The 17,145-nt window shown below is 63.5% G+C and carries 11 protein-coding genes; all 11 read left to right on the top strand.

All coding sequences use genetic code 11. The features are described from left to right. Positions 1 to 21 precede the first annotated feature (21 nt). Positions 22 to 1,062, top strand: a complete 1,041-nt coding sequence (locus ACQK2L_RS18145) for a prenyltransferase/squalene oxidase repeat-containing protein (RefSeq protein WP_425398451.1) — start codon at positions 22 to 24, stop codon at positions 1,060 to 1,062. A gap of 43 nt (positions 1,063 to 1,105) precedes the next feature. Further along, entirely contained in the window at positions 1,106 to 2,146 is a 1,041-nt protein-coding gene (locus tag ACQK2L_RS18140) for an AAA family ATPase (RefSeq protein ID WP_425398450.1), read from the top strand. Then, a complete protein-coding gene (locus ACQK2L_RS18135) occupies positions 2,109 to 3,020 on the top strand; it encodes a DUF58 domain-containing protein (protein ID WP_425398449.1) in 912 nt (303 codons plus the stop codon). Before ACQK2L_RS18140 ends, ACQK2L_RS18135 begins: the two co-directional genes overlap by 38 nt. A gap of 34 nt (positions 3,021 to 3,054) precedes the next feature. Continuing rightward, positions 3,055 to 5,268 carry a BatA domain-containing protein gene (locus ACQK2L_RS18130; RefSeq protein WP_425398448.1) on the top strand — a complete coding sequence of 738 codons (2,214 nt, stop codon included), beginning with the start codon at positions 3,055 to 3,057 and terminating at the stop codon, positions 5,266 to 5,268. A gap of 24 nt (positions 5,269 to 5,292) precedes the next feature. Continuing rightward, a complete protein-coding gene (locus ACQK2L_RS18125) occupies positions 5,293 to 7,779 on the top strand; it encodes a hypothetical protein (protein ID WP_425398447.1) in 2,487 nt (828 codons plus the stop codon). A 23-nt stretch (positions 7,780 to 7,802) separates the two neighbouring features. Next, complete coding sequence (locus tag ACQK2L_RS18120; RefSeq protein ID WP_425398446.1) at positions 7,803 to 10,079, top strand: hypothetical protein; 2,277 nt, start codon at positions 7,803 to 7,805, stop codon at positions 10,077 to 10,079. A gap of 77 nt (positions 10,080 to 10,156) precedes the next feature. Then, complete coding sequence (locus ACQK2L_RS18115; RefSeq protein WP_425398445.1) at positions 10,157 to 11,785, top strand: hypothetical protein; 1,629 nt, start codon at positions 10,157 to 10,159, stop codon at positions 11,783 to 11,785. Between the two features lie 113 nt (positions 11,786 to 11,898). Beyond that, complete coding sequence (locus tag ACQK2L_RS18110; protein ID WP_425398444.1) at positions 11,899 to 12,972, top strand: hypothetical protein; 1,074 nt, start codon at positions 11,899 to 11,901, stop codon at positions 12,970 to 12,972. Between the two features lie 66 nt (positions 12,973 to 13,038). Then, positions 13,039 to 14,286, top strand: coding sequence for an NPCBM/NEW2 domain-containing protein (locus ACQK2L_RS18105; protein WP_425398443.1), 1,248 nt, complete (start codon positions 13,039 to 13,041; stop codon positions 14,284 to 14,286). Then, a complete protein-coding gene (locus tag ACQK2L_RS18100) occupies positions 14,283 to 16,118 on the top strand; it encodes a S1C family serine protease (RefSeq protein ID WP_425398442.1) in 1,836 nt (611 codons plus the stop codon). The genes ACQK2L_RS18105 and ACQK2L_RS18100 overlap by 4 nt, the downstream gene beginning before the upstream one ends. Then, a complete protein-coding gene (locus ACQK2L_RS18095) occupies positions 16,111 to 17,142 on the top strand; it encodes a S1C family serine protease (protein ID WP_425398441.1) in 1,032 nt (343 codons plus the stop codon). Before ACQK2L_RS18100 ends, ACQK2L_RS18095 begins: the two co-directional genes overlap by 8 nt. Positions 17,143 to 17,145 lie beyond the last annotated feature (3 nt).

Genomic DNA, 17,145 nt, shown 5'->3' with positions numbered 1-17,145 from the left:
CTCGTATACGGAGATGCCAGAATGGTTGCCCGACGGAATTCGCTGGCCGTGGCGTTTGCGCTGTTGGTAGTGGCCGGACCTGCGATGGCCGCTCAGAGCGAGCCCGAAGTCGATCGTGTGGTGACTCAGGGCCTCGATTGGCTGGCGTCGCGCCAGCAGCGACTCGGCCACTGGACCGCCCAGGGCCGCTACCCGGCGGCGATGACCTCGCTGGCGGGGATCGCCATGTTGTGCGAAGGCTCCACCACCACCGAGGGCCGCTACGCCGATAACATTAGCCGCGCGGTCGACTACCTGGTGAGCCAGAGCCGACCCAACGGACTGATCGGCGATCCCTTGCGGGACGACCGCTACACCTATGGGCACGGCTTCGCGATGCTGTTTTTGTCGCAGGTGCTGGGCGAAGAAGAAGACGCGCAGCGGCGCGAAGAACTGGTGAATGTGCTCACCAAGGCGGTCCGTTTCACCGGCCAGGCCCAGACCGACGCGGGGGGCTGGGGCTACGTGAGTGCGAAGGATGGCAACGGTTTTGACGAGGGTTCGACCACCATTACCCAGGTACAAGGCCTGCGGAGCTGCCGAAATGCTGGAATTCCGGTGCCTAAAGAGGTCATCGACCGTGCAGTCAAGTACATTAAAGACTGCACCCTCCGCGACGGCGGCGTGCAGTACAGCAGCAAAGGCGGGGGCGGCCGACCGGCCATTACCGCCGCCGCGGTGGCTTGCCTGTTCAACGCGGGCGAGTACGACGACGACTACGTGCCCCGCATGCTCCAGTATTGCGAACAACACTTGGGCGGCGGGCGACAAAACAACTACGGCCACTGGCACTATGCCCACTTTTACTACTCGCAAGTGCAGTACCGCGAAGCGGGCGAAACCTGGCAGGACTATCGCACCACCACGTACGCCAAGCTGCTCCGCGAAGCGAAGCCCGTCACCCTGGAAAGCGGCAAAGGTGTCGTCTGGGACCAAGGTTACATTGGGCGGGTCTACACCACTTCCCTCAACTTGATCATCTTGCAACTCGACAACGCAGCCTTGCCGATCTATCAACGCTAATCCGTCGGGTCTGCACTCCTTCACACTCAGCCACTCGCGAAGCATGCAAGAACAAGAAACCTCCGCCGTCGATCGGCTCAACGCCGCTGCCGACCGCATTCGCCAGCAACTCTCCCAAGTGATCGTCGGCCAGCAGGAAGTGATCGACCAATTGTTGATCACCCTGTTTTGCCGCGGCCATTGCCTGCTGGAGGGTGTGCCGGGACTGGCGAAGACACTGCTGATCAGCACGTTGGCCAAGTCGTTGAACTTGACGTTCAACCGCATTCAGTTCACCCCCGACTTGATGCCCGCCGACATCATCGGCACCGACATCATCGAAGAGAACAAGTCGACCGGGCAGCGCGAGATGCGATTCCTGGGCGGACCGATCTTTGCCCACGTGATTCTGGCCGACGAAATCAACCGCACTCCGCCCAAGACGCAGGCTGCCTTGCTCGAAGCGATGCAGGAACGCCAAGTGTCGGTCGGCATGGTGCGGCATCAGATTGGCGATCCGTTCTTCGTGCTCGCCACGCAGAACCCCATCGAGCAGGAAGGCACTTACCCGCTGCCCGAAGCGCAGCAGGACCGCTTCATGCTCAAGGTGATGGTCCGCTATCCGTCGGTGGAAGACGAAGTGGAGATCGCCCGCCGCACGACCAGCGTGCAGGACTTCCAGATCCAACCGGTGCTCGCGCCCGAAGAGGTGCTGGAGATTCAGCACATGGTGCGCTTGGTGCCGGTGAGCGAACACTTGATTCGCTACGCGGTGGCCCTGGTGCGATCGACTCGCATCGGAGAACCGGAAGCCGATCCGTACGCGGTGGAGAATCTCTCCTGGGGTGCGGGGCCGCGAGCGGTGCAGTACTTGTTGATGGGGGCTAAAGGGCGGAGCTTGATGATGGGCAGGCCGCACGTGGCGCTGGAGGACATCCAAGCGCTCGCCGCGCCGGTACTGCGACATCGCTTGCTGGTGAACTACACCGCCGAGAGCGAAGGAATTACGCCCGACGACGTGGTGCAACGATTAATGGACAACCTACCCGCCCGCGAGGACCAACTCAGTGGTGACCCCCGCTTCCAAAAAGTCTTTGCTTCCTGAGGTCGTCCGTCGCATCGGCCGCCTCGAGTTGCGGGCGCGGTACATTGTCGAAGGTCTGCTATCCGGTATGCACCGCAGCCCGTATTTCGGGCAGTCGGTCGAGTTCCGCGAACACCGCGAGTACTCCAAAGGCGACGACCTGCGCCACATCGACTGGAAGGTGTGGGGCAAGCAGGACCGCCTGTACATCAAGCGGTACGAGGAAGACACCAACCTGCGCTGCACGTTGGTGGTCGACGGTTCGGCGAGCATGAACTTCGGCTCGGCCGACATGACCAAGCACGACTACGCGTCGACCGCCGCGGCCGCGTTCGCTTATTTGCTACTCAAGCAAAGCGACTCGGTGGGCGTCACCGTGTTCGACGACCAGATCCGCCACGAGGTGCCCCTCCGCACTCAGCGGAGCCACCTGACGCGCATCGCCAGGGCGTTGGAGTCGATCGAACCGCGTGACAAGACCAACATCGACAGCGTGCTGGCGCACGTGGCGAAGGCCAATCCGCGCAAAGGTATGGTCGTCTTGATTTCGGATCTCTTGTGCGACACCGACCAGTTGATCAAAGGCCTGCAGACGCTGCGTCGCATGGGGCACGACGTGGTGGTGCTGCATGTGATGGACGATGAGGAACTCGATTTCACGTTCCGCGGCCCGGTGCGGTTCGAAGGGATGGAAGTCGATGACATCGTCGACTGCAATCCTCGCGCGCTCCGCAAAGGCTACCTGGAGGCGCTCGAGCGTTTCCTCACCCGCGTGCGCAAAGCGTGTGCGGCCAACGCGGTGGACTACTCGTTGATCCGCACCAGCGACGCCTTGGACGCCGCGCTCACTGCGATTATCGCCCGCCGCGCGCTTTCGCAACGCGCCAAGATTTAACCCGCCCGCCTCCCCACTCGCCCGCCTGACTGACGTGTCGTTTTTGTATCCCTCGGTGTTCTGGTTTGGATTGCCATTGGTGGCTTTGCCGCTCGTGATCCATCTGCTGAACCTGCGCCGACAACGACGCGTGCCGTGGGCGGCGATGCAGTTTCTGCTCGAGAGCCAGGAGCGGAGCAAGACGTGGATCAGCCTGCAGGAGCTGTTACTGCTGCTGTTGCGCACCGCAGCGATCGCCCTGCTGGTAGTGATGCTCGCCCGACCGACCGCGCGAAGCGGGTGGATCGGCCAACTGCTAAACCGCCCCGTGCACCATTTGGTGGTGCTGGACGATAGCTACTCGACCACCGATCGCTGGGCGGAGACGTCCGCTTGGAAGGAAGGCCTCGGCGCGGTGGGCGACATTGCCCAGGCGGCTGCCGATCAGTCGACCGCCAGCGTGGTGAGCGTATTACGATTCTCCGAAGCAGAACAGGGCGGCGAAGACCCCCGACCCGGCATCTTCCGCCAGGCGCTCGACGACAAGTCGCGGCAGGAGTTCCTCTCGCGAATGGAGACCGCTCAGGCGACCGACACCGCGGTCGGCCTGCTGCCGGCGCTGCGTCGCGCGGTGGAACTTGCCGACCTGCAACCGTCCGACCAGGACCTGGTAGTGCACGTGGTGTCCGACTTCCGGCAACGCAACGTCGATGAAATCGACGCCATCCAGGAAGCCGTCGACGCGCTCAAACAGAAAGCCGCGCAGTTGCAATTCGTCCGCACCGTACGCCAGCCACACGACAACCTGGCGCTGGTGGACCTCGCGCCTGAGTCGGGCGTGCGAGCGGCCGGCGTGGAGATGTGGATGCGACTGGCGGTGGAGAACTACGGCACCTCAACCGCCCGCGAAGTGGTGGTCGAACTCGAACAAGACGGCAGCCCCTTGGTCTCGGTCCCTGTGGGCGACATCCCGGCGGGCGAGACGGTCGATCGCCGCTTCCGCGTCACCTTTGTTGGCGGCGGCGCGCACTGGGTGGCCGCGACGATCGACGCCGATGCGGTGGAACTCGACAACCGCCGCGTGTACGCCACGTACGTTCCAGAAGCTCAAAAGGTGCTGCTGGTGGCTGGCTCGCCCAACGGCTGGGAGTCGTACTACGTCGGCACCGCGCTCGCGCCCGGCGGGCCAGTGAAGAGCGGTTGGGAACCGGTCGTGGTGAAGGCCAGCGACTTTTCCGAAGCGGGCGACCTCTCGCAGTACGCGGCCGTGGCGCTGCTGGACGTGCCGCGACTCAAAGACGATCAACTCGCGCAGCTTTCGGCGTTCGTCGAAGCGGGTGGCGGACTGTTGGTGACGCTCGGCGAGTCGATCCGCCGCGACTACTACGCCGGCGCCGGCTTCGCCGCTGGCGAAGGCCTGATACCCGCGCCGCCCGATCTGCCAACGCAGTGGATCCCCGAGACCGACGACGAAGACAACCCCGCGCCCGACATCCTTGTGACCGATCATCCCGCGTTCAGCGTGTTCCGCGGCCAACGCAACAGCATGCTCGGCCTGATGCGGGTGAACTACTACTACTCGCTCAAGCGCGACTGGCGGAGCGAGAAGACCGACGACGTAAAGACCATCGCTTCGCTGGCCAACGGAACACCGCTGGTGCTCGAGAAGCCTTACGGCGACGGCAAAGTGGTGATGCAACTCACGAAGGTTTCGCCCGACGAGGGAACGCTCGGCAGTTGGTCGAACTTCGGCCCCAACCCGGCGTTTGTGGTGCTGACCAACGAACTGTTCGGCTACCTGGCGTACGGCGCTGCGGCAGACGAAGTGCTGACCGTGGGCGACGTGCTTCGCATGCCGGCCGATCGCGCGATGTTCGCGGGCTCCGGCTCCATACAACGCGTCGGTCGCGGCAGTCCCTACCAGGCGACGCTCTCAGGCGATCCGGCGACCGAGCAACTAGTGATCGCCTCCGAACCAATCGAGCGCGCCGGCTTGTATCGTGTGCAACTCGATCGCAATTCTGGCGGCACCGAGGATCGCTACGCGGCCGTGAATCCCGCTGGCGGCGAAGGCAACTTGGCGCTCGCGGCCGACACCACGCTGCGGCAGAAGTTCGCCGGCGACGAGTTCGCGCTGCGTTACGCCGACGAGCTTTCGACTGAGGCGAACCCCAGCGAGTCGAGTTGGACCGAAATCCTGCTCGCAACGCTCGTCCTGGCGCTCGTGGCCGAGCAAGCTTTGGCCTACGTTTGTAGTTTCCACGAATAGACCAATAGGCATTCCCAACACTTGATGTTCTCCCTTTCCTTCAGCCCGACGCAGCTCACCATGCCGCTGGCCGCCACCGAAGTGGCGAGCGACGCGGTCTATGAGTTTGCGCGACTGGAATCGCTGAGCGACGCCTGGTGGGTGGCGCCGGCGCTGGTGTTGGGGCTGATCGTGCTGTTGGGCTACGTGTGGTCGGTGTACCGCCGCGAAGCGCAGACCATCTCGGCAACCAAAGCCGTGGTGCTCGCGCTGTTGCGAACCATCGCCATCGCCGGGCTCGTGGCGTTCTTCCTGGGGCTGGAGAAACGCAGCAGCTCGCGCGTGGTCGAGCCGTCGCGCATTGCGGTGCTCGCCGATACTAGCCTGAGCATGGACCTGCCCGACGCCGAACCGACCTCCAGCGACAAGGCCACGCGATCGGAGAAGGTGCAAGCGCTGCTCACCCAGTCGCCGCTGCTCGAGGATTTAAGCAAAGCCCACGACGTGGACGTCGTGTCGCTTGGCGAGTCGACGCGCCCGCTGGCTTACTTGCCGCAGGAAGTGGCCTCCGAAGAGGAAGCGGCCAACAACAACGAAGACGAGCAACCTGAGCCGTTCGACTACGAAAAACTGGCCGATCAGATGACACCCGAAGGCCACGAGACTCGTTTGGGCGATGCGATTGCTGCAACGCTCGAACGATACCAGGGCTTGCCGCTGGCTGGCATCATCGTGCTCACCGATGGCGGGCAGAACCGCGGCCTCGAGATCGCCGCAGCGGCCGAAGCGGCTGCCGACGCCAAGGTGAAGGTGCACGCGGTCGGGTTCGGACCAACTGTCGCACCGGCCAACATTGTGGTTCGCGAACTGATCGCTCCCGAGAGGGCCTACCCGGGCGATAAGCTCACGCTGCAAGCAATCGTTCACGCGCAGGACCTGGCCGGGCAGCAAATTGAACTGCAGCTCTCGCGCCGCGTGAACACCGGCAGCACCGAAGAAGCCGCGCCGGGCGATTGGGAGTTGGTTGAATCGCGCACGCTACCCATCGCCGGCAGCGATGCGCTGGAGACCGTGCGGATTGAAACCGATCCGCCGGAGCCGGGCGAGTACATTTACGAAGTCCGCGCGATGCCGGCGCCGCGCGAAGCGATGATCGACGATAACGCTCAGCAAGCGGAAGTGGCGGTGATCGATCGTCAGACGCGCGTGTTGCTGTTTGCCGGTGGACCGACGCGCGACTATCGCTTCCTGCGCAACCAACTGATGCGCGACGCCAGCTTCGTGGTCGACGTGCTCTTGGCCAGCGGCCCTCCTGGCATTTCGCAAGACGCCAACGAGATTCTCAACGAGTTCCCCACCACGGCCGAACAACTCTCGAAGTACGACGCCATCGTGGCGTTCGATCCCGATTGGTCGCAGCTCTCCGCCGAGCAAGTTCGCTGGCTCGAACAATGGGTCGCGCAACAGGCGGGCGGGTTGATTGTGATCCCCGGTCGCGTGAACACGCCGCGTTGGGGCGTCGACAGCCGCATGCGCACCATCCGCGGCCTCTACCCGGTGAGCATGCCCGAGCAACTGTTCGGCCTGCGAAGCGACGACGAGAATCGCGACACACCGCGGCCGTTGAAGTTTTCTCGCGAAGGCCAAGAGGCTGAGTTCTTGTGGTTGGGCGACAACTCCGGCGACAGTGGTTTGGCCTGGGACGAATTCGAGGGCGTGTACAGCGTGCTGGACCACAACGGCCCCAAACCGGGCGCCACGGTGTACGCTTTCGCCAGCGATCTGAACGACGACGAAAACGGCCCCGCCTACCTGGTGAGCCACTACTACGGGGCGGGCCAGGTGCTGTTCATCGGTAGCGGCGAGTTGTGGCGTCTGCGCAAACTCGACATTGGCCACAACGATCGGCTGTGGACCTCGATGCTTCGCCACACCAGCCAGGCGCGCCTGCTGCAGGGTTCGCCCCGCGGCAAGTTGCTGGTTTCGCAAGACCGCTACGAACTCGGCGCGACCGTGCCGGTGCGGGTGATGCTGAGCGACCTGCAGATGGAACCCTTGGTGGCCGACAGCGTGACCGTGGACATCGAAATGCCCGGAGGGCGGAGCGACCGGCTGACGCTGGCCGCCGACGAGGCTCGGGCGGGGAACTTCGCGGGCGAGTTCCGCGTCGTACTACCGGGCACCTATCGGCTTTCGCTAGCCGTGCCCGACTCCAACGACGAGCTAAGCCGATCGATCCGCGTCACGACCCCGCAACTGGAAGTGGGCCAAACCACGCGGGACGCTAAACTGCTGGAGAGCCTCGCCGACCAGACGGGAGGCTTTTATTACCCCACCGCACAACTGGCCCTGGCCGGCAGCGACGCCTTGCCCAACCTGGTAGCCGCCACGCCGAGCCAATCGCGGAGCAAACGTGTCATTGGTTCGATCGACAAGGATTTCGCCCGCGATCAATCGTTCTGGCTGCTCGCTGTAGTGGCCGGCGCACTGACGCTCGAATGGATCATCCGCCGCCTTAGTTACCTCGCCTGATTCTCTCCCTCAACCAACTCCGAATGTCCGCACCCACGCAACCCACTCTCGACTACCAAGCGGTCAGCGGCCTGCTGAGCAACGTGCGGCATCGCATCCGCACGTACGTGTGGGCCGAAGCGGTGTTGCTGGCGTTGGTGCTGGTGGGCGCGGTGTTTTGGGGCGGGTTGGTGCTTGATTGGATGTTCGAGCCGCCACCTCAGGTGCGCATGGGGGTGCACGTCGTGCTGGTGGTGTGCGTTCTCAGCATTCTCGTCTGGTGGGGTCTCCGCCGCTGGATGGTCGCGCTGTCCGACCGCAGCCTGGCGCTGCTCGTGGAGCGCAAACATCCCGAGCTACAAGACGCCCTCAGCGTGGCGGTCGATCTGCACAACAGCGAAGGCCACGCCGACGTGCATCCTGAGCTGGCAGCTCGAACCATTCGCGCAGCGGCCGACGCGGCCAGGAATCTCGACACCGAGGACCTGCTGAACCAGCTGCGAATCAATCGCTTCGCCTTGCTGGTCGGCGCGCTGGCCATCTCCGTGATCGCCCTGGCAGTGGGCATGCCGCGCGTGTGGGACACTTACACGCAGCGACTGGCCCTGTCGCCGGAAGATTGGCCGCGGACCGTGGGACTAACGGTCGAAGGCTTCGAGCCGGACGGGCAGGGCGGCTGGGTTCGCAAAGTGGCCCGCAACTCCGACGTGCCCGTGGTGGTGCTCGCCTCGCTCGCCGATGGCCTGGAAGCCCCCGACCGAGTGACCATTCGTTACCGCTGGGACGAAGGACGAAGGGGCCGCGACGACTTGATTCGTATCGGCGACGCCGTGCCGGGACGTGACGAGAACCAGCGGTACGAGTACCTGTTCGAACGGATCGCAGGGAACGTCGAGTTCGACATCCGCGGCGGCGACGATCGCGTGCGTCGATTGCGACTCGAAGTGGTCGAACGCCCCAAAGTGACGCAACTCGCCTTCGAATGCGATTACCCCGACTACCTCGATCGCGCCGATCGCACGGTGGCCGCCGGCCCCCGAGTGGAGCTGCCTGAAGGAACCGTGATCACCGCGGTTGGCAAAGCGAACAAGCCGCTGGCCGAGGTACGCTGGCGGCGCGTGGTGCAGGACGACGACGAGCCCCAACTGTCCAACGAAGCGACGGACGATTTCAAGTCGCAACTGACACTCGGCCGCCACGATGTCGACCTGGAAGTCGAACTGCTCGACAAGGACGGCATCGCCAGCGCCGAACCGTTCCGCGTCACGCTGGCCTCGCGACTGGATGAGAAGCCGCAAGTGCTCGCCTCGCGCGAAGGGATTGGCATGGCGGTTACCAATCGCGCGCAGTTGCCGATCCAACTCGACATCACCGACGACTACGCGGTCGACTCGGTGTGGCTCGACATCCAACACGGCGAGGCCCAACTGCCGCGGATGGAAGTGAAGCTTCCGTCCGGCAATCGCAACAACGTGATCTCCCTCGCCACGGTCGACCTCGCGCAACTCACCGAGACGCATCCCGACGATCCGCAGTACGCCTTCACGCCCGGCGGCAAGGTGACCATCACGCCGAGCGCCAAAGACAAGTTCAACCTGGCCGACGAATCGCGCGCGACCGCCGCGCGGAGTTTGTCGTTCGAGATCGTCACCGAAGAAGACCTGCTGTCCCGCCTTGCCAGCAGCGAGCAGAACCTGCGACAGACCTTCGAGTCCGTGGCGGACAAACTGCTGCTACTGTACGACGCGGTCGAGAAACTCGACCAACAGGCGCTCGAGGGCAGTGCGTCCGTCGAAAACGACGATGATCTATTGGTCGTGGACACTCTTGCGGAGCCCGACGCGGCTGCCGAAACGGCCGAGGAAACATCCGAGGAGCCCGCGGACACCGGTCGGCTCGCCCGCGAAGCGGTTCGCAGCGCCGAATCGGCCCGACAGATTGCCGACGAAGTGCTGGGCGTGGCGTCGGGGTTCGAGGACATTCACGCTCAACTGTTTAACAACCGTATCGACAACAGCGAGATGTCCGATCGCATCGGGAATCGGATTGCCGCTCCGCTGCGAAAGTTGGGTGAAGAGCGCATGGCGAGCGTGGCCGACAAGATTGCCGCGGTCGCTACCGGCGCGTCGACCACCGCGGCGAAGCAAGAAATGCAGCAGGCGATTGTCGAAGTCGAAACGCTCCTGCGCGAGATGAAGGGTTTGGAAAACTACAACGAAATCGTCGCGATGCTGCGTGAAATCATTCGCCAACAAGAGCAAATTAACACCAAAACCAAGGATCAGCAGAAGAGCGATCTGAAAGATTTGCTCTTGGACTGAGTCGAAACGCTATAAAGAATTAGGACAGCAGGCGCCCGCGGCCAGGCATTACTCATCCGGCTATGGAGAACAAGGACATGATCCATCGAAGCAATCTCGGCTACTCAGCAGCCGTTTGTCTGCTGCTGGGACTCGCGCTCTCGCTGAGCGGAGCGGCCTACGCTCAGGATGCCGAAACGACTTCGGCTCCTTCGGGTCTGAGCCTCGAGCAGCAGCGACTGGCCAGCCGCTTCGAACGATTGGAAGCCGTGGCCGCCCGCTTGGCCGAACTGGCTAACAACAGCGAACCGGAACGGGCCGAACAGTTGCGCCGCGCGATCAAGGCCAGCCGCGAGCAAGGCATCGCCGAGCGATTCGAGGCGATCGTCACGCTGCTGGAGACCGAACGACTGTCGGCTGCGGCGAAAGATCAAACAGCATTGCAAGCCGAGTTGGAACTGCTGCTGCAAGTGTTGCTCGAAGACCCGGGCGATAGCGAGCGCGAGGCGATGAAGAAGTTCCTCAAAGCGCAAATCCGAGAGATCAACAAACTCATCCGCCAGCAACGCTCGCTCCGCAACCAGAATGAAGAGGGAGCCGATACCGAGCGACTGGCCGACAAGCAGGGCGACGTAAACGACTCGGCTGGCGAAGTGCAGCAGGCGCTCGAAGAAGGTAGCGAAAGCCAATCGGGAAGTCCCAGCCAAGCGGAAGCGAAAGAAGGCGAATCGTCGGAAGGCCAATCGAGTGAGAGTAAACCCAGCGAAGGCCAGCCCAGTGAAGGGCAACCTAGTGAGGGTCAACCAAGTGAAGGTCAACCAAGTGAAGGTCAACCTAGCGAGGGTCAGCCAAGTGAAGGCCAACCAAGCGAAGGCGAGCAGGGAGAGCAGCAGAACGCCGACCCGATCAAGAAAGCCGCCCAGAGCGTCGAGCGTGCTCGACAGAAGATGGAGGAGGCCGAAAAGAAGCTTCGCGAGGCCGAGCAACGCGGCGCCAAGGAAGATCAACGCGACGCACAGCGCGAACTCGAAGCCGCCCGGGCGGAGCTGGAGCGCATTTTGCGTCAACTGCGCGAAGAAGAAATGGAACGCCTGCTAGCCAAACTGGTCGCGCGGTTCCGCGACATGCTAGCCAAGCAGGAGAGCATCTACGACGACACGATGGAGATCGCCGCGGCTTCGGCCGACGGCACGCCGCGCAACCGAATGCTGCAGTCGATCCGTCTTTCGCGTCGTGAGTCGGAACTGGTGCGCGACGCCGAGAAGGCGTTGACGCTGTTGCGTGAGGACGGCACCTCGGTCGCTTTCCCTGAGACCACCGAGCAGATCGCTGAAGACATGCGTTCGACCGCCGCGCGCCTGGCCACTGCCGACGTCGGCCCGATCACTCAGACGGTGGAACTCGACATCATTGCCGGCTTGAAGGACATGATCGAAGCCTTGGAACAAGCCCGCGACGAACTGGCGCAACAAGGCAACCCTCCGCCCCCCGGTGGTGGAGGTGGCGGTGGCGCCGGCGAGTCGCGGTTGGTGACCATGATTGCCGAATTGAAAATGATCAGAACGCTGCAAGCTCGCGTCTACAAACGGACGCAGGATCTTGGCTCGCTCGCCGACAATCCCCAGGTCGACCCTGCAGAATTGGAAGGCGAGTTGGCGAAGCTAGCCGAGCGTCAGGAGCGAATTTTCCAGGCGACGCATGACCTTGATACGCAGGCAAACCAGTGAAATATCCACTTTTCGCCTTCCTGCGCAGCATACGCGTTGTCCGAACCGCTGGAATTGTCGATACTATAGTAGCAGCGAAACAGGCGTCCGCTCACAACCCGAGGCCCGCTGACGTGCAAAAGTCATCTTTCGTGCCGTTCTGTTTAGGTGCGAGTGTCGCCTGGCTGATACTCGCCGCCGCCGCTCCCCGTCTCTCTGCAGCGGAGGAGCAAACCACTGCCGATGCGATCACTAAATGGTCGACGCCCACTGCCGAGAGCGTCGAGGCGAACATCGTGGAGTGGATGGTCGAGTCGTCGGCCACGCCGCAGGAGGCCACCGACCGAGAAGCGGCCGCCCGCCCCGAGTTGGATCGCTTGTTTACCTCCGGCGATCGCCTGGAAGCCGTGATGAGCGCCGTGGCGTTGTCGTCCACAGAGACAGCCGACACCATCGAAGCTTGCCGCCAGTCGCCGCTGGATGCCATGCAGCTCGAATGGCTCGACTCGGCCGAAGTTCCCTATTGGATGCGCAGCAATGTACGGCTGTACGTGGGCCGCGCGCTTGCGCAGCAACAGTACTACGAACAAGCGCTGGCGGTGCTGGAAGGTCTGAAACCGGTCGACGTGTACGACCCAGCTTCGCTGCTGTTCTACCGCGCCGTGGCCGAACATCAGCTCGTGCGGATCGATGAAGCCAAACAATCGCTCGCCACGCTGCTGGACGCCGAACAGGAAATGCCCGAACGGTTCGCGCAGATCGCGCGGTTGATGCGAGCGGACATTGCCAAGGTGGAAGAGGACTCGCTCGATCACATCGCGCGACGGATGTCGGACGTCGAGCGCCGCCTGAGCCTTTCGGAAGCCGACGAAAAGACGCAGGAAGTGGAACGCGGCATTCTCGCCTCGCTCGACAAGGTGATCGAGAATCTCGAACAGCAGGCCCAGCAGCAACAACAGCAGCAACAAGCGGGCGGTCCGCCATCGGGCACTCCCATGGAAGATAGCCAGCCTGCGCCGCTGAAGGGCGATGGCAAAGTCGACGTCAAGGAGATTGGCGACGGCTCGGGCTGGGGCAACATGCCGCCACGCGAGCGTGAGCGGGTGATGCAGCAGATTGGCCGCGATTTCCCGGGGCACTACCGCGACTTGATGGAAGAGTATCTCAAGCGGCTAGCCACCGACGAGCGCGAAGAGTCGCAGCCGTAGCCAGTCGCCCCCCGCCGTTCCCCTGCACCACGCTGGATTGCCTTGCATTCACTGCTCGTTCTAACCTTGATTGCCGTCGCCTCGGCGGTGCAAGTTCGCGTTACTGATTTGCAGCAGCGCGAATTGACCGGCGACGTACAGGCGTGGAACGAGCGCCACGTGCAATTGTCCAACCCCGACGGCGACCCGACCGAAATCTCGCTGGACAGCATCCTGCGAGTCGACGCGATCGCCAAACCAAAGTCCGAGGCGCTGCCGCCGGGCGAGGTGCTGCTGACCGACGGCGGTCGACTCGCCATGACCGGCTTCACCTCCACCAGCGCGGAATGCTCGATTGCAGGAAGCCCTGTTGCCTCAGTGCAGTCTCGTGGATTCCAAGCGCCGCTCGCTTCGGTGCGGGCGGTTCGCATGATGCCGCTCGACGCCAGCGTGCCAACGCTCCAGAAAGACTGGCGAGACCTGTTGGGGAGCGACCCGGCGGGCGACCTGATCGTGATCCGCAAGCCGGGCGCGGCAAATTTGAACTTTGTCGAAGGCACCCTCGGCGACGTGACCGACCAAGCGGTGGAGTTCGACCTCGACGGCGAGGTGATCGGCGTGAATCGCGCCAAGGTGTTCGGCATCATTTACTTCCGCCGCGAGGACAACGGAGCCAAGCCCCCCGAAGCGGTCGTCGCCGGGCCGGGGTTCCGTTTGCCAATCAAGTCCGCATCGCTCGAAGGCGAGCAACTGCAAGTCCAGAGCCCTTCGCTCGGCGCAGTCGCATTGCCGATGTCGGCGGTAGCAGCAGTCGACTACTCGCTCGCCCGAGTGCAGTACCTGAGCGACCTCGACCCGGTGCAAGACGATTGGAATCCTCCCAACGGTTCGAACGTTGCACCACTGATGGGCCACATCGCGCTGGATCGCGGATTCTATGAAACCGAGCTCACGCTGGCGTACCCGGCAGAGAGCCTTTCGGCCGACGAGGCCAGCAGTTCCGGGCTCGACGGCATTCGCACGTTCGCCAAAGGCCTGGCGATTCGCGGCGGCACCGAGGCCGGTTACCGCGTACCGAGGGATTTCACCACATTCCGGGCGATCGTCGGCATCGATCCACGTTCACGAGACACGGCCCAAGTGGAACTGAGCGTGCTGGGCGATGGCAAAACGCTGGCCACAGAGACTTTGCGTGGAGATGGCGCGCCCGTCGAGCTAGAATGCAATATGTCGGGTGTCCGGCAGCTCACGTTGGTGGTTCGATCCGCTAGCCCTCCCTGGGCGAGCGGCGTGGGCGACATCCTCCATCTCGGTGGAGCGAGGTTTGTAAAATGAAGCATGCATGGTTCCTGACCCTGGCGCTGCTGGCGTCGGCCTCCATGGCCGAGGTCCCGCCGGAAGTGCTGGACGCCGAAGCCGCGCGCGTCGCCGTGGTCGAAAAGATCGCGCGGTCCACGGTCGCGGTGTTCGACAGCAAAGGGCAGGGGGGCGGCTCGGCGGTGATCATCTCGCCCGACGGGTACGCGCTCACCAACTTCCACGTCACCGCACCCTGCGGGCCGGCGATGAAGTGCGGACTGAACAATGGCCAGTTGTACGACGCGGTGCTGGTGGGACTCGATCCGCCTGGCGACGTGGCGCTGATCAAGCTCTTGGGCCGCGAAGACTTCCCGCCCGCCGAAATGGGCGACAGCGACGCCGCGCAGATTGGCGACCAGGTGATCGTCTCCGGCAATCCATTCCTGCTGGCCGAAGACTACCACCCGACCGTCACGTTCGGCATCCTCTCCGGCACGCATCGCTACCAATACCCGTCCGGCACGCTGCTCGAGTACGCCGACTGCCTGCAGACCGACGCGTCGATCAACCCCGGCAACTCCGGCGGGCCGCTGTGGGACGCCGAGGGGCGACTGATTGGCATTAACGGGCGGGGCTCGTTCGAGAAGCGGGGCCGCGTGAATGTGGGCGTGGGCTATGCGATCTCGATTAATCAGATCAAACACTTCCTCAGCCATCTGAAAGCCGGCCGCGTGGTCGATCACGCGACGCTCGGCGCGACAGTGGCCTCCGCTGGCGACGGTCGAGTGGCCGTGGACGACCTGCTGGAAGAGAGCGACGCCTACCGCCGCGGACTGCGGTATGGCGACTACCTGAGCAGCTTCGCGGGCCGCGACGTCACCAGCGCCAACGTGCTGAAGAACGCGCTTGGCATCTATCCGGCCAACTGGCGCGTGCCGGTGGAGTTCGTTCGCGACGGCCAGATTTTCGAAGCCAATGTGCGACTCGCTTCGCTGCACCACGAAGGCGAGCTCGAATCGCTGATCGAAGAAGAAGCACAGAAGCCGCCGCAAATTCAACCGCCCGGCCCCAAGGACGAAGATGAAGAAGAGGGCGAGGGCGACGAGCAGCCGCGGCCGAGGATCCAACTCCCACAGCTTCCCGGCGCTGCCGAAAAACCCAAGTTGCCGCCGGAAGTCGAGAAGCGATACACCAAACGAAGCGGCTTCGCCAACTACTACTTCAACCTGCAACAGCAAGATCGCTTGTTCGAGCGGTGTGGCCAGTGGAAAGCTCTGGAGTCGGTGCCGCACCTGGTGATCGCCGGCAGCGACTCGTTGAAACACGAAGTTCGCATCGAAAACTCAGGCACCGAGGCGAGCATGCGTTCGGTCCGCGGGCAGTTCTTCGCCAAGTTCGACTCGCTCGACACGGCCGGCGACGGCCCACCCGGTTCGGGAGGCCTGCTCGCCGCGGTGCATCAGTGGCACAAGCTGCTTCACCAGGGCCGCGAAGGGTTCGACGAGTTGTACTACTACGGCCAACTGCCGTTCGGCGCGGGGCTGCAATTGCACGACTGCCTGATGGCGGAGGACGAGGGCTACACCACGCAGTTTTATTTCGACACTCAGTCGGGCAACCTGGTCGGCATGGAGCACTTCACGTCCGACGACCGCGACCCCTGTCTGATTCGTTTCGGACAGTTCCAGAATTGGGAAGGATTGGAGTTGCCGCGTCGTTGGATCGTCCGCTTCGGCGACAACGCCTACCTGGAGTTCGGTGTCGAAAGCTACAGCAACGCCGCGGCGGACAAAGAAAAGTCGGAGACCGAAGAAGCGAAGGACGACAAAGACAAAGAGGAAGTCAAGGAGGAGAAGAGCGATGAATAGGTATCTTCTCCTCGCGATCCTCGGCGCTGCGTGCTTCAGCCTCCCCGCGTTTGGGCAGCGGGCCGAAGGGCTCGGCTCGTTTGCCGAAGTGAACCGCTACGCGCAGGAGCGATCGGTCAAAATCTACGGGGTCGGCGGCCTGCGACAGCTCGAAGCCTATCAGTCGGGCGTGCTGGTATCGGCCGAAGGCCACATCGCGACGGTCGCCAGCTTGGTGCTCGACGACGACACGGTGACCGTGCTGCTCTCGACCGGGCAGCGGCTCGAAGCATCGGTCGTAGGAGTCGATCCGCTGCTGGACGTCGCGGTCTTGAAGCTCGACACCGACGAGGCCGACTTTCCCTACTTCGACCTCACGGCCGAACAGATGCCGTACGAGGGGATGCGCGTGCTCGCGTTCTCGAATCTGTACAACGTCGCCACTGGCGACGAGCCGGTGAGCGTTCTGCACGGCGTGCTGTCGGTGATCGCACCGCTCGAAGCGCGACGCGGGGCGTTCAGCAGCCGCTTTCGCGGCGACGTGTACATCGTGGACGCGGCCACCAACAACCCTGGAGCACCGGGCGGAGTGTTGCTCGACACCACCGGGCAGCCGCTCGGCATGTTGGGCAAGGAACTCAAGAGTGAACTGACCGGCTCGTGGCTGAACTACGCACTGCCGTGGGAGCGCGTCGGCCAGAGCGTCAATCGCATCCTCCGCGGGGACCTCGGTTCGGCCATCGCCGAAGCGGATCAGTTGCCTGAGAATCCAGCGACGTTCGCCAGCCTCGGCTTCCGCCTGGTGCCGAGCGTCGTGGCGCGGACCCCGCCGTACATCGACGCGGTACTGCCGGGCTCGCCGGCCGCCTCGGCCGATTTGATGCCCGACGACTTGATCATCGCCCTGGCCGGCATGCGAACCGGCACCCACATCGACGTCGAGAAAGCGCTGATGCAATTACCCGGCGACCAACCCATCCGGCTCACGGTGCTGCGCGGCAATATGCTGGTCGAAGTGGAACTGGTGCCGATGGCGATGCCGTAGTGA

It is taken from the genome of Aeoliella sp., assembly GCF_965227375.1.
Classification (GTDB): domain Bacteria; phylum Planctomycetota; class Planctomycetia; order Pirellulales; family Lacipirellulaceae; genus Aeoliella.
The sequence above is the reverse complement of the archived record's forward strand: the minus strand, read 5'-3'. Positions and strand labels throughout refer to the sequence as shown.

What these genes read in the sequence shown, in the direction of transcription:
- ACQK2L_RS18120 (WP_425398446.1), top strand. Translation starts at nt 7,803, where the DNA reads ATGTCCGCACCCACGCAACCCACTCTCGACTACCAAGCGGTCAGCGGC.
- ACQK2L_RS18095 (WP_425398441.1), top strand. Translation starts at nt 16,111, where the DNA reads ATGAATAGGTATCTTCTCCTCGCGATCCTCGGCGCTGCGTGCTTCAGC.
- ACQK2L_RS18145 (WP_425398451.1), top strand. Translation starts at nt 22, where the DNA reads ATGGTTGCCCGACGGAATTCGCTGGCCGTGGCGTTTGCGCTGTTGGTA.
- ACQK2L_RS18100 (WP_425398442.1), top strand. Translation starts at nt 14,283, where the DNA reads ATGAAGCATGCATGGTTCCTGACCCTGGCGCTGCTGGCGTCGGCCTCC.
- ACQK2L_RS18140 (WP_425398450.1), top strand. Translation starts at nt 1,106, where the DNA reads ATGCAAGAACAAGAAACCTCCGCCGTCGATCGGCTCAACGCCGCTGCC.
- ACQK2L_RS18115 (WP_425398445.1), top strand. Translation starts at nt 10,157, where the DNA reads ATGATCCATCGAAGCAATCTCGGCTACTCAGCAGCCGTTTGTCTGCTG.
- ACQK2L_RS18125 (WP_425398447.1), top strand. Translation starts at nt 5,293, where the DNA reads ATGTTCTCCCTTTCCTTCAGCCCGACGCAGCTCACCATGCCGCTGGCC.